The sequence below is a fragment of the Leclercia sp. UBA5958 genome, assembly GCF_002430365.1.
Classification (GTDB): domain Bacteria; phylum Pseudomonadota; class Gammaproteobacteria; order Enterobacterales; family Enterobacteriaceae; genus Enterobacter; species Enterobacter pneumoniae.
The window spans coordinates 359369-372009 of sequence record NZ_DJCE01000004.1; the positions used below are offsets into that span (position 1 = coordinate 359369).

At 54.2% G+C, this 12641-nt stretch carries 13 protein-coding genes and 1 tRNA gene; 10 read left to right on the plus strand and 4 right to left on the minus strand.

What is annotated here, in order from left to right; translation table 11 throughout:
• The first annotated feature begins 11 nt into the window (after nt 1-11).
• The 9 genes from dsbC (at nt 12) to B2Q93_RS06280 (ending at nt 7641) form a co-directional block, all read left to right on the plus strand.
• Nucleotides 12-725: a bifunctional protein-disulfide isomerase/oxidoreductase DsbC gene (dsbC, locus tag B2Q93_RS06240; RefSeq protein ID WP_040074147.1), complete on the plus strand. Its 714-nt coding sequence runs from the start codon at nt 12-14 to the stop codon at nt 723-725.
• 5 nt (nt 726-730) lie between these two features.
• A complete protein-coding gene (recJ, locus tag B2Q93_RS06245; RefSeq protein ID WP_286932246.1) occupies nt 731-2464 on the plus strand; it encodes a single-stranded-DNA-specific exonuclease RecJ in 1734 nt (577 codons plus the stop codon).
• 90 nt (nt 2465-2554) lie between these two features.
• Nucleotides 2555-3653, plus strand: a protein-coding gene (prfB, locus tag B2Q93_RS06250) for a peptide chain release factor 2 (protein WP_154298971.1) whose coding sequence is annotated in 2 segments (ribosomal slippage) — nt 2555-2629 and nt 2631-3653 — 1098 coding nt in all. Because the reading frame shifts where the segments join, the coding sequence is not laid out codon by codon here.
• Between the two features lie 9 nt (nt 3654-3662).
• Nucleotides 3663-5180, plus strand: coding sequence for a lysine--tRNA ligase (lysS, locus tag B2Q93_RS06255; RefSeq protein WP_040074151.1), 1518 nt, complete (start codon nt 3663-3665; stop codon nt 5178-5180).
• 211 nt (nt 5181-5391) lie between these two features.
• Nucleotides 5392-6135 carry an amidase activator ActS gene (gene actS, locus B2Q93_RS06260; RefSeq protein WP_046887109.1) on the plus strand — a complete coding sequence of 248 codons (744 nt, stop codon included), beginning with the start codon at nt 5392-5394 and terminating at the stop codon, nt 6133-6135.
• 80 nt (nt 6136-6215) lie between these two features.
• Nucleotides 6216-6289: transfer RNA gene (locus tag B2Q93_RS06265), tRNA-Gly, on the plus strand.
• Between the two features lie 244 nt (nt 6290-6533).
• A complete protein-coding gene (gene yjdI, locus B2Q93_RS06270; RefSeq protein WP_040074154.1) occupies nt 6534-6764 on the plus strand; it encodes a 4Fe-4S mono-cluster protein YjdI in 231 nt (76 codons plus the stop codon).
• Nucleotides 6765-6774: 10 nt separating this feature from the next.
• Nucleotides 6775-7047, plus strand: coding sequence for a GNAT family N-acetyltransferase (locus B2Q93_RS06275; protein ID WP_040074156.1), 273 nt, complete (start codon nt 6775-6777; stop codon nt 7045-7047).
• A gap of 90 nt (nt 7048-7137) precedes the next feature.
• Nucleotides 7138-7641: a GNAT family N-acetyltransferase gene (locus B2Q93_RS06280; protein WP_046887108.1), complete on the plus strand. Its 504-nt coding sequence runs from the start codon at nt 7138-7140 to the stop codon at nt 7639-7641.
• Here the strand turns inward: B2Q93_RS06280 and B2Q93_RS06285 are convergent.
• Both B2Q93_RS06285 and B2Q93_RS06290 read right to left on the minus strand, forming a co-directional pair.
• Entirely contained in the window at nt 7638-8867 is a 1230-nt protein-coding gene (locus B2Q93_RS06285; RefSeq protein ID WP_046887107.1) for an amino acid permease, read from the minus strand. The genes B2Q93_RS06280 and B2Q93_RS06285 overlap by 4 nt on opposite strands.
• 121 nt (nt 8868-8988) lie before the next feature.
• Nucleotides 8989-9450 carry a multidrug/biocide efflux PACE transporter gene (locus B2Q93_RS06290; RefSeq protein ID WP_046887106.1) on the minus strand — a complete coding sequence of 154 codons (462 nt, stop codon included), beginning with the start codon at nt 9448-9450 and terminating at the stop codon, nt 8989-8991.
• Nucleotides 9451-9556: 106 nt separating this feature from the next.
• Here B2Q93_RS06290 and B2Q93_RS06295 point away from each other — a divergent pair, with 106 nt between their 5' ends.
• Nucleotides 9557-10468 carry a LysR family transcriptional regulator gene (locus B2Q93_RS06295; RefSeq protein WP_046887105.1) on the plus strand — a complete coding sequence of 304 codons (912 nt, stop codon included), beginning with the start codon at nt 9557-9559 and terminating at the stop codon, nt 10466-10468.
• Between the two features lie 14 nt (nt 10469-10482).
• Here B2Q93_RS06295 and B2Q93_RS06300 read toward each other — a convergent pair whose 3' ends face one another.
• Complete coding sequence (locus B2Q93_RS06300) at nt 10483-11259, minus strand: ABC transporter substrate-binding protein (protein WP_286932249.1); 777 nt, start codon at nt 11257-11259, stop codon at nt 10483-10485.
• Nucleotides 11260-11273: 14 nt separating this feature from the next.
• Complete coding sequence (locus B2Q93_RS06305) at nt 11274-12452, minus strand: M20 aminoacylase family protein (protein WP_040074164.1); 1179 nt, start codon at nt 12450-12452, stop codon at nt 11274-11276.
• Nucleotides 12453-12641: the final 189 nt, after the last annotated feature.

Sequence of the window (12641 nt, forward strand, 5' to 3'; positions counted from 1 at the left end):
AAGGAAGGATTATGAAAAAGTCATTAGCGCTGTTCACTCTGCTGGCAGCTTCGTTATCGGGTTTGGCGCATGCGGATGATGCAGCGATTAAACAGTCGCTGGCTAAGCTTGGCGTCACCAGCAGCGACATTCAGCCTGCGCCCATTGCCGGAATGAAAACCGTCATGACCAGCGGCGGCGTGCTGTACGTCACCGAAGATGGCAAACATTTCCTTCAGGGGCCGCTGTACGATGTGAGCGGCGCGCAGCCGGTGAATATCACCAACCAGATGCTGATGAAAAACCTGAATGCGCTGGAAAAAGAGATGATCATCTACAAAGCGCCGCAGGAAAAACATGTTATCACCGTCTTCACCGACATCACCTGCGGCTACTGCCACAAGCTGCATGAAGAGATGAAAGACTACAACGCGCTGGGGATCACCGTGCGTTATCTGGCCTTCCCGCGCGCGGGCGTCCAGAGCCAGCCAGAACAGGATATGAAAGCCATCTGGTGTGCGAAAGATCGCAACAAAGCCTTTGATGACGCCATGAGCGGCAAAGGCATTCAGCCGGCTTCTTGCGATATCGACATCGCGAATCACTATGCGCTGGGCGTTCAGTTCGGTGTGACCGGCACCCCGGCCATTGTGCTGAATAACGGCTATGTAGTGCCGGGTTATCAGGGGCCGAAAGAGATGAAAGCTTTCCTTGATGCACACCAGAAACAGTTTGGCGGTAAATAATTCGCGTGAAATCAACGATACAGCTCCGCCGACGTGAAGTGGATGAAAATGCAGATCTGCCTGCGGATCTGCCGCCCCTGTTGCGTCGGTTGTACGCCAGCCGTGGCGTAAAAAAACCTGACGATCTGGAACGCAGCGTAAAAGGGATACTTCCCTGGCAGCAACTGAGCGGTATCGATAAAGCCGTTGAAATGCTCTACAACGCGTTTCGTGAAGGCACCCGCATTATGGTGGTGGGCGATTTTGACGCCGATGGCGCTACCAGTACGGCGCTGAGCGTCTTGAGCCTGCGGGCGATGGGCTGCGACAATGTGGCCTACCTGGTGCCGAACCGTTTTGAAGATGGTTACGGCCTGAGCCCGGAAGTGGTGGATCAAGCCCACGCGCGCGGCGCGCAAATGATCATGACCGTGGATAATGGGATCTCCTCTCATAGCGGCGTGGATCGCGCGCATGAACTTGGGATCCCGGTGCTGGTCACCGATCATCACCTCCCCGGCGATACGCTCCCGGCGGCAGAAGCGCTCATCAACCCAAACCTGCGCGACTGCGCCTTCCCGTCTAAATCGCTGGCGGGTGTCGGGGTGGCGTTTTATCTGATGCTGGCCCTGCGTGCCTTGCTGCGTGATAAAGGCTGGTTTGAATCTCGCGGCATCGCCGTACCTAACCTCGCTGAATATCTCGATCTGGTGGCGCTGGGTACCGTGGCAGACGTGGTACCGCTGGATACTAACAACCGTATTCTCACCTGGCAGGGGTTAGGCCGCATCCGTGCGGGCAAATGCCGGCCGGGTATTAAAGCGCTGCTGGAGATCTCCGGGCGCGATCCGTTAAAGCTGGCTGCCAGCGATCTGGGCTTTGCCCTGGGGCCGCGGCTGAATGCGGCGGGGCGTCTGGATGATATGTCCGTCGGCGTGGCGCTGCTGCTGTGCGATAACATCGGCGAAGCGCGCATGCTGGCCAATGAACTGGATGCGCTGAACCAGACCCGCAAAGAGATTGAGCAGGGGATGCAGGCCGAAGCGCTGACTCTGTGCGAGAAACTGGAGCGCAGCAGCGAGACGCTGCCGGGCGGGCTGGCGATGTATCACCCGGAATGGCACCAGGGTGTCGTCGGCATTCTGGCGTCGCGTATCAAAGAGCGTTTTCATCGTCCTGTCATTGCCTTTGCCCCCGCGGGGGATGGCACGCTGAAGGGTTCCGGCCGCTCCATTCAGGGGCTGCATATGCGCGATGCTCTGGAGCGACTCCACACGCTTCATCCGGACCTGATGATTAAGTTCGGCGGCCACGCGATGGCGGCGGGCCTGTCGCTGGAAGAGGCAAAGTTTGAGGAATTCCAGCAGCTGTTTGGCGCGCTGGTGACCGAGTGGCTGGATCCCGCGTTACTGCAGGGCGAGGTGGTCTCGGACGGAGAACTTCCGGCAGCCGAAATGACCATGGAAACGGCACAAATGCTGCGCGATGCAGGGCCCTGGGGGCAGATGTTCCCGGAACCGCTGTTCGATGGCCGCTTCCGCCTGCTGCAGCAGCGCATTGTCGGCGAACGCCACCTGAAAGTTATGGTCGAGCCTGTTGGCGGCGGTCCGCTGCTGGATGGCATCGCCTTTAATGTTGATACCTCTATCTGGCCGGACAACGGCGTGCGTGAAGTGGAGTTGGCTTATAAACTCGATATTAACGAGTTTCGTGGCAACCGCTCCCTGCAGATCATCATCGACAATATCTGGCCAATTTAACGGCAGTAATCGCTATAAAAAAGGGCGTGGATTGGGTACAATCCCGCTCTTATCACCGCATTTTGACTAGTCCAGAAAAGAAAACAGACCATGTTTGAAATTAACCCGGTAAAAAACCGCATTCAGGACCTCACGGAGCGCTCTGACGTTCTTAGGGGGTATCTTTGACTACGATGCCAAGAAAGAGCGTCTCGAAGAAGTAAACGCCGAGCTGGAACAGCCGGACGTCTGGAACGAACCTGAACGCGCACAGGCGCTGGGTAAAGAGCGTTCCTCCCTCGAAGCCATTGTTGATACCCTCGACCAAATGTCTCAGGGTCTGGAAGATGTTTCCGGGCTGCTGGAGCTGGCTGTTGAAGCCGACGACGAAGAAACCTTTAACGAAGCCGTAGCCGAGCTCGACGTTCTGGAAGAGAAGCTGGCACAGCTCGAATTCCGTCGTATGTTCTCTGGCGAATACGACAGCGCAGATTGTTACCTGGATATCCAGGCGGGCTCCGGCGGTACCGAAGCACAGGACTGGGCCAGCATGCTGACCCGTATGTACCTGCGCTGGGCGGAAGCGCGTGGTTTCAAAACTGAAATCATCGAAGAGTCTGAAGGCGAAGTGGCGGGTCTGAAATCCGTGACTATCAAGATCATCGGCGATTACGCTTACGGCTGGCTGCGTACTGAAACCGGCGTGCACCGTCTGGTGCGTAAGAGCCCGTTCGACTCCGGCGGCCGTCGCCATACCTCCTTCAGTTCCGCGTTTGTTTACCCGGAAGTTGACGAAGATATTGATATTGACATCAACCCGGCGGATCTGCGTATCGACGTTTATCGCGCATCCGGCGCGGGTGGTCAGCACGTTAACCGTACAGAATCTGCGGTGCGTATTACCCACATCCCAACCGGGCTGGTGACGCAGTGCCAGAATGACCGTTCCCAGCATAAGAACAAAGACCAGGCCATGAAGCAGATGAAAGCGAAGCTTTATGAGCTGGAGATGCAAAAGAAAAATGCTGAGAAGCAGGCGATGGAAGATAACAAATCTGACATCGGCTGGGGCAGCCAGATTCGTTCTTATGTCCTTGATGACTCCCGCATTAAAGATCTGCGTACCGGTGTTGAAACCCGTAACACGCAGGCGGTGCTGGATGGCAGCCTGGACCAATTTATCGAAGCAAGTTTGAAAGCAGGGTTATGAGGAACCAACATGTCTGAACAACAAGCACAGGGCGCTGACGCGGTCGTCGATCTTAACAATGAACTGAAAACCCGCCGTGAGAAGCTGGCTGCGCTGCGTGAGCAGGGCGTGCCGTTCCCGAACGATTTTCGTCGTGACCATACCTCAGACCAACTGCACGCTGACTTTGATGGTAAAGAGAACGAAGAGCTGGAAGCGCTGAACATCGAAGTGGCCGTTGCTGGCCGCATGATGACCCGCCGTATTATGGGTAAAGCCTCCTTTGTGACGCTGCAGGACGTGGGCGGCCGTATTCAGCTGTACGTTTCTCGTGATGACCTGCCGGAAGGCATTTACAACGAGCAGTTCAAGAAGTGGGACCTGGGCGATATTCTGGGCGCGAAAGGCAAGTTGTTCAAAACCAAGACCGGCGAGCTCTCTATTCACTGCACCGAGCTGCGTCTGCTGACCAAAGCCCTGCGCCCGCTGCCGGACAAATTCCACGGCCTGCAGGATCAGGAAGCGCGTTATCGTCAGCGCTATCTGGACCTCATCTCTAACGATGAATCCCGCAAGACCTTCAAAATTCGCTCTCAGATCATGGCCGGTATTCGCCAGTTCATGGTGAATCGCGACTTTATGGAAGTGGAAACCCCGATGATGCAGGTGATCCCTGGCGGCGCCTCTGCGCGTCCGTTCATCACCCATCACAATGCCCTCGACCTCGACATGTACCTGCGTATCGCGCCGGAACTGTATCTGAAGCGACTGGTGGTGGGTGGTTTCGACCGCGTGTTCGAAATCAACCGTAACTTCCGTAACGAAGGCATCTCCGTGCGTCATAACCCAGAGTTCACCATGATGGAACTCTATATGGCGTACGCAGATTACAAAGATCTGATCGAGCTGACCGAATCCCTGTTCCGTACCCTGGCGCAGGATATTCTGGGCACCACGGAAGTGCCTTACGGTGAAGAGGTCTTTGACTTCGGTAAGCCGTTCGAAAAACTGACCATGCGCGAAGCGATTCAGAAATACCGTCCTGAAACCAATATGGCCGATCTGGATAACTTCGACTCGGCGAAAGCCATTGCCGAGAGCATCGGTATCAAGGTGGAGAAGAGCTGGGGTCTGGGTCGTATCGTGACCGAGATCTTCGAAGAAGTGGCGGAAGCGCACCTGATTCAGCCGACCTTCATCACTGAATACCCGGCTGAAGTTTCTCCGCTGGCGCGTCGTAATGACGAGAACCCGGAAATCACTGACCGCTTCGAATTCTTTATCGGTGGCCGCGAAATCGGTAACGGCTTTAGCGAGCTGAACGATGCCGAAGATCAGGCGCAGCGTTTCCAGGATCAGGTTAACGCGAAAGACGCCGGCGACGACGAAGCGATGTTCTTTGACGAAGACTACGTGACCGCGCTGGAGCACGGTCTGCCACCAACGGCGGGCCTGGGCATTGGTATCGACCGTATGGTAATGCTGTTTACTAACAGCCACACCATCCGTGACGTGATCCTCTTCCCGGCGATGCGTCCGGTGAAGTAAGCCTGACAGAGACACAAACAAGCCCCGACGTTTACCGCGTCGGGGCTTTTTTATTGCCTGCCGCGGGGAGATAACAGCGCATCGGGCACTATCCGCCAGTATACCGTTACCTCGTCTGGCCGCAGACGAGTTCAGCTGCCGTGAAAAGATTGGGCATCGGGAAGGGGGCTGCTATCATATGGCGGCCATTCACGTTGAATAAGGAACTGTTTTGTTTGCAGGAAGCCTGACGAGAAAAAACCTCTTCGCGCTTACTTGCCTGACGCTCACACTTTTGCTGGTGGGATGTTCGGGCAGTAAATCTTCGGGGGGCAGTTATTCCGGTGCGGTTTATACCGTTAAACGCGGCGATACCCTTTATCGCATATCGCGGATGACGGGCACCAGCGTGAAGGAGCTGGCGCGTCTGAATAATATCTCTCCGCCGTATACCATCGAAATCGGGCAGAAGCTGAACGTGAACGGCAGCAGCGCGGGTTCGAAAAAATCGTCTGGCAAGAGCAGCAGAAAAACTGCCGTCACGCCGTCCTATGCGGTGCCGACCTCTTCCTGGCCACCGGTTGGGCAGCGCTGCTGGGTCTGGCCTGCCAGTGGAAAAGTGATTGTTCCCTATTCCACCGCAGAAGGGGGAAACAAAGGAATAGATATCGCAGGCACGCGCGGTTCACCGGTTTATGCCTCGGGTGCCGGCAAAGTGGTCTACGTGGGTAATCAGCTACGTGGCTATGGCAACCTGATTATGATTAAACATGGTGAGGATTACATTACCGCCTATGCGCATAATGATTCCATGCTGGTGAATAACGGGCAAAACGTGAAGGCCGGACAGAAGATCGCCACCATGGGCAGTACCGGGACCAATTCGGTGGCGCTGCATTTCCAGATCCGCTATCGCGCCACGGCTATCGATCCCCAGCGCTATCTGCCCGCCCCGGGCGGAAAACCGAAGTGCTAAATGGTTATTTAATCGCCACTTAGCTGTTAGCAGGCTTGTCAGCGTGTGCGTAAAGCCTATAATGCTTTACGCACCTCAAAGCGGGCGTAGTTCAATGGTAGAACGAGAGCTTCCCAAGCTCTATACGAGGGTTCGATTCCCTTCGCCCGCTCCAGCTTTCTCTTTTCTTAAAAAATCTCTTTATTCCTGCATCACCCGACAAATAATCAGCCGCTTAACGCTCTGTCAGCCTGAACAATCACAGCTTTAAACGAAAAAAAGCGCATCTTCTTCCACTCTCTTTTTAAAACGCCACTCTTCTATCTGAACTGCCTGAGGCACCCTTTTTCATTTTGCTTCTCAATGAGCCGTAGCGCTATTCTTACTGCCGAATCAATAATAATTACAGAGGCAATGTCATGGATAACGAACTCCTGGAAGCGGGGTATCGCGCCTATACCGGTGAAAAAATTGATGTCTATTTTAATACCGGTATCTGCCAGCATGCAGGCAACTGCGTGCGTGGAAGTGCAAAGCTCTTCAATCTTAAACGTAAACCCTGGATCATCCCTGATGAAGTGGATGTAGATACCGTGGTGCGCGTCATCGACACCTGCCCGAGCGGCGCCCTTAAATACCGTCATAAATAAGCGAGAAATTATGGAAATTCAGGAAGGCCACAACAAGTTTTATGTCAATGATGCCGCAGGTAACCAGGTCGCGGAAATCGTCTTTGTGCCTACGGGCGAGCACCTGAGCATCATTGAACATACGGATGTCGATCCGAGTCTGAAGGGGCAAGGGGTGGGCAAACAGCTGGTGGCGAAAGTAGTCGAAAAAATGCGTGCAGAGAATCGCAAAATCATTCCTCTCTGTCCGTTTGCTAAGCATGAATTTGATAATAATCGCGAGTACGACAGTATCCGCGCCTGATGTCGCATTCACAGACCTTATCCTGCAAAATCTGATAGTTGCCTCAGTGCTATGCCCCCCGGTACTCTTTCAGGGATATCAGGGGGAAGCATGGATTTACAGATCAAAGAAGCCACGGTTGAGGATATCGCCGTGCTATCCGCATTAGGCAAAACAACCTACCTTAGCCACTTTGCCCACTACTGGCATTCGCAACAGGCGATGCTGGCATGGCTGGAGGAGGAGTATTCTGTCTCGACCCTTACGGCCAGCCTGAACGACCCTGATGTGCGCTGGCTGCTGGCCATCACCGATAAGCCCATCGGTTTTGCAAAATACACCCGGCAACAGCAGCCCGCGGAGCCGGGTACGCTGCTGAATAAACTCTATTTCACCCAGGCCGCCACCGGTCATGGCTTTGGACAATTACTCTTTACAGAGGTGTTAACCCGCGCGAAAGCCAGCGGCAGTCGCTACTTTTGTCTTGAGGTATTGCAGGGCAACGAAAGGGCAAGGCGGTTTTATGAAGCGCAGGGCATGCGCCATCTGCGCGACGACGTGTTCAGCACGCCGGACCAGACCAGCGTGCTGCACGTCTATGGCATGGCGATTTAGGCGATAAACATCACCGATACGCACATCACGCCGACAATCAGCGTCAGCAGATTGCCCACCGAGCGGTAGGGTTTCAGGGACGGGATCAGGTAGGTTGATAACGTCGGCATGATGAACAAAATCATGGCGATGAGCGGCCCGCTAATGGCATAAATCATCGAAATGGCGTTCGGATTAATGCAGCACACCACGAACGTAATCAACGACACGATCATAATAGAGAGCGCGCGGTTAAAGGCCCGGCTTTTCTTGACCCCCACCTGGTTCAACGACGATTTCACTATCTCCGTCGCCCCCTCGATCACGCCAAAATAGGTGCCAAGGAAGGATTTCGACATCGCCACAATGGCGACCACAATCCCGGAAATACCCAGCCAGGACGGCGATGAAGGCATCATCGACAGCGCAGAGAGAATGGTCACGCCTTGCTCTTTGGCGGCCACGATATAGGCCGGCGGAATCGACAGCAGACAACTAAAGACAAAGAACAGCACGCTCAGGCAGATGATCAAATAGGCCACCTTCATGATGCGGGTACAGTGTCCCATGGCGGCATCGCCATACTTTTCCCGACGGTCAACGGCAAAGGTTGAAATGATCGGCGTGTGGCTAAAGGCAAATACCATGACCGGGATCGATATCCACACCTGATGCAGCGTCTGTTTATCGAAGCTCATCTGGTTGGTGAGCAGGGTGGGTTGCCAGCTGCCGGTCAAATAAATCGAGACCAGCAGAAAATAGGCGATCAGCGGGAAGACCAGAAAACCCATTACCCGCAGAGTGATATGACGTCCCATCAGGAAGATGAGGTTAAGGGCCAGTACCACGCCAAGGCTCACCAGCACCCGCACGGTAAGGTCTACCGTCATGCGTTTTGCCAGCTGTTCAGTAAGCGAATTGGTGATCGCCACGGCATAGATCAGCACGACCACAAAGAAAGCCACGAAATAGAGCGTGGTGATCAGATTGCCGATCGTCTTTCCGTAGTAGTGCGTTACCGCACCGGTGATCCCTTCATTGCCTTTTGTCTTTGAGGAGAGGATGAACTGGCACAGTGCTTTATGAGGCCAGTAAGTGAGTGGCCAGGCCACAAGAGCGGTGATAAACAGGACGATAGCGCCTGCGGACCCGAGCTGGATAGGCAAGAACAGGGTTCCTGCGCCCACGGCAGTGCCATACAGGGCAAAGCTCCAGAGGGTCTCTTCTTTAGACCAAATTTTCGACATTAGAAAAACGTATCAACTATAAAAACAACAAAAAGGAGACTAATTTACCATAATTATGGGGAGACGGCGCAGTTGACGTTAGGTAAGCGGGGCCGGAAAGCATTTCCGGCCGGTGGGGACGTTAGTTTGCTGCGGCGCGTCGCAGCTCGCGGCGGCGGATAATACGATCGCGTAGCGTGTCGTATGCCCAGTTATAGAACATGGTGTAGGGCAGGAAGAAAATGAAGAACCCTATCTCTAACATAAACGCCTGAAGCAGACTCACGCCCAGCACCATCGATACGATACCGACGCCGATAAATATAAATCCGACTTCAAAACCGAGCGCGTGCAGGGCGCGCACTTTGGTCGTGCGCGGCACCTTATGCCGGGGCCACAGTGCGTCGAACCCGGCGTTATAAATGATGTTCCAGATCATCGCGGTGGTGGCGAGAAGCAGGGTTAATCCTCCCATCTCCAGCACCGGGCGCTGCATCAGCCAGGCGGTTGTCGGCGCGAGGATCGCCGTGGCAATCCCCTCAAAACAGACGGCGTGAAAGATGCGTTCCGGCAGTTTTCTGCGTTGAACATCGTTGTGCTGCATAACCTGATACCTCGTTAGCGTGCCTGTATGGGCAAAATAATGTCGCTATTTTTATCGTTTAAACTGATATATAAAAGTTGGATTCCATCGATAAAGTAGATACACCATGCGCTACTCTCCTGAAGCATTAACGGCGTTTGTCGAGACGGTGGCGGCGGGATCCTTCTCCGCTGCGGCCCGCCGTCTACGAAAAAGTCAGTCCACTATCAGCACGGCCATCGCCCACCTGGAGGACGATCTCGGTTTTACACTGTTTGATCGCAGTGCACGACAGCCGGTGTTGACTGCTCAGGGAAGGCAGGTGCTGGGCTATGTCCAGTCGATCCTGGCCGCCAGCGCTCGTCTCGATGAACTGGCGGTCTCGCTCAGCGATGAAACTGAACCCCGGCTGACCTTTGTACTTTCTGACACCCTGCACCCGGATGTGCTTGAAGAGATGCTCTACCGTTTTGACGAGCGCTTTCCGCACACCGAATTCGAATGTCTGATTGGGGAAGAAGAGGACGTGATCGATCTGCTGCAAAAAGAGCGGGCGCAGATTGGCCTGACCGAGGCGCGTGAGCACTATCCTACCGATATTGGTGCCACCCGCCTGCCCATGCAGACGCACATGGCGATATATACCTCTGCCGGCCACCCTCTGGCGGCGCAGACGCGCATCAATGCCGATGAACTGCACGGCTGGCGAGAGCTGCGCCTGAACACCTATCTGGAGCGCCAGCCAGCGCTGGCTCAGGGACCGGTCTGGTCTGCACCTAACTATCTGATGTTGCTCAGCATGGCGGTACAGGGCTTCGGCTGGTGCGAATTACCCTGCGCGCTGGTAGAGGAGTTCGCGCCGGCAAAAACCCTGGTGCAGCTCAATGTCGCAGGATGGCCGCGATCGGTGGCCATTGATGTGGTATGGAATAAACGTTCCCCGCCGGGAATGGCGGGGAACTGGCTGCGGCATTACTTACAGGAGAAGGCCGATCCCGGGACATCGTCCGGCAGAAAAGGCCCGCCCATTCGTTTGTGACGAGCGGGAAAACATTACTTACCGGTATAGATATCAAAACTGAAATAGCGGTCGGCGAGCTTTTTGTAGGTACCATCCGCCAGGATCGCGGCAATCGCCCCGTTCAGCTCCTGGCGCAACTTATCGTCCTCTTTACGTAGACCAATGGCCGCCCCGGCGCCAAACAGGGCATCGTCCTGAAGCGCGCCGCCAACAAAACCAAATGCCTTGCCCTGGGGTTTGCTCAGAAAACTGTACTCAGCCATAACGCCCGAGAGGACAGCCCCGTCAATTCGCCCGGATTCGAGATCGCGGATAACCTGGTCGGCCCCCTGATACGCCACCACGTTAACTCCCTCACCGCGCCACTTCTGGTTGGCGTAAGTCTCCTGGGCGGAACCCTGCTCAACGCCAATGGTTTTACCTTTCAGCTGGTCCAGACTGTTGTCGGGCAGGCTATTTTTACGGGCGACCAGGAAAGCGGGTCCGCTGTATATCTTGTCGCTGAAGGCAATCTGCTCTTTGCGTTTCTCGGTGATATACATCCCCGATAAAATGGCATCGAATTTACGCGCCTTCAGGGAGGGAATAATCCCGTCGAAATTATTTTCTACCCAGACGCATTTCGCCTGTAACTTTGCGCAAATCGCATTACCCAGATCGATATCAAACCCAACCACGTCGCCCTGAGGATTTTTCGACTCAAAAGGGGCGAAGGTCGGATCTACGCCAAAGCGGAGCTCCCGGGTCTCACCCGCGAACACGGATGAGGCAGCCATCAATGCCAGCAGCGGTAATAAATATTTTTTCATTTTTATGTACTCTCTTAACGGCAATAGTTTTCCACTAAACGGGCAAAGAAAGAGGCACCCGTGGTGATGATTTCGTCATTAAAGTCGTAGCCCGGGTTATGCACCATGCAGCCGCCTTTCTCCCCTTTCTCGCCGTTGCCGAGTAAGAAATAGCTGCCAGGGCGTTCCTGCAACATAAAAGCGAAGTCTTCGCTGCCGTTAGAAGGCGATACGCTATCCAGCACTGCATCCTGACCAAAAAACTCGATGGCCAGCTGGCGGGCAAAAGCAGTCTGTTCGGCATCATTAATTAATACCGGGTAGGAGTCATAAATCTCGATTTCACAGCGGGCGCCATAGCTACGGGCGGTGAGATCGGCAATCTCTTTAATACGGCGAATCAGTAGCTCACGGATCTCCGGTTTCATGGAACGTACTGTCAGTTCCATCTGGGCACTATCCGGGATCACGTTGGAAGCAATACCCGCGTTGAAGGTCCCTACGGTAACGACGGCGGTTTCTCCCGGCGGTACGTTTCGCGAAACAATGCTTTGCAACGCCATCACCAACGCGGCGCCCGTCAGAATGGGATCGACGCTACGCTCAGGGTGCGCGCCATGTCCACCGTAGCCGTTAAGGGTAATTTTGACGGTATCGGCAGAGGCCATAAAGTTGCCTTCATAGAAGCCGAATTTACCGGTCGGCAGCCAGGGCATATTGTGCAGGGCAAAAATTCGGTCGCAGGGGAAGCGGTCAAACAACCCATCCTTAATCATTAAATCCGCCCCGCCAATTGCCTCTTCGGCCGGCTGGAAAATAAGGTGCACTGTGCCGTTAAACTGACAGGCGTCTGAGGCGAGGTATTTTGCCGTCGCCAGTAAAATGGCGGTGTGTCCGTCGTGACCGCAGGCGTGCATTTTGCCGGGTACGGTACTGGCCCAGGGGAGGTCGGTGGTTTCAAAAATCGGCAGCGCATCCATATCGGCCCGCAGGCCGATAGTTTTACTGCCCTGGCCTTTGCTGAGCGAACCCACAACGCCGGTTTTACCGATATCACGGGTAACCTGGTAGCCCCACGATGCTAGCTGGCGGGCAACCAGATTACTGGTATTAAACTCTTCGAGGCTTAATTCTGGGTTGGCATGTAAATAACGGCGGATGGCAATAATTTCGTCTTCTGATTCTTTTATTTCTGGAATGATACAGTCGACCATTTGTTACTCCAGTGTGAACGCGTGTTTGCAATTTCTAACTTATCTTTCTGCTGAGATAATGCAAATACGTTCTCTTATAATTACCTTGATAATGATTACTCTTCTTAATGTCCTGCGGCGTTAAGCCACAAATCCTTTGTGATAAAACTCACTATTTTTAAACAATTACATTAATAGTTGATAACAATC

Excerpts from the sequence above, each read along its gene's own strand:
- B2Q93_RS06285 (WP_046887107.1), bottom strand. The coding sequence starts at position 8,867 with ATGTCGAAAATTTGGTCTAAAGAAGAGACCCTCTGGAGCTTTGCCCTG.
- lysS (WP_040074151.1), top strand. The coding sequence starts at position 3,663 with ATGTCTGAACAACAAGCACAGGGCGCTGACGCGGTCGTCGATCTTAAC.
- yjdI (WP_040074154.1), top strand. The coding sequence starts at position 6,534 with ATGGATAACGAACTCCTGGAAGCGGGGTATCGCGCCTATACCGGTGAA.
- B2Q93_RS06300 (WP_286932249.1), bottom strand. The coding sequence starts at position 11,259 with ATGAAAAAATATTTATTACCGCTGCTGGCATTGATGGCTGCCTCATCC.
- B2Q93_RS06295 (WP_046887105.1), top strand. The coding sequence starts at position 9,557 with ATGCGCTACTCTCCTGAAGCATTAACGGCGTTTGTCGAGACGGTGGCG.
- B2Q93_RS06290 (WP_046887106.1), bottom strand. The coding sequence starts at position 9,450 with ATGCAGCACAACGATGTTCAACGCAGAAAACTGCCGGAACGCATCTTT.
- B2Q93_RS06275 (WP_040074156.1), top strand. The coding sequence starts at position 6,775 with ATGGAAATTCAGGAAGGCCACAACAAGTTTTATGTCAATGATGCCGCA.
- B2Q93_RS06305 (WP_040074164.1), bottom strand. The coding sequence starts at position 12,452 with ATGGTCGACTGTATCATTCCAGAAATAAAAGAATCAGAAGACGAAATT.
- B2Q93_RS06280 (WP_046887108.1), top strand. The coding sequence starts at position 7,138 with ATGGATTTACAGATCAAAGAAGCCACGGTTGAGGATATCGCCGTGCTA.
- dsbC (WP_040074147.1), top strand. The coding sequence starts at position 12 with ATGAAAAAGTCATTAGCGCTGTTCACTCTGCTGGCAGCTTCGTTATCG.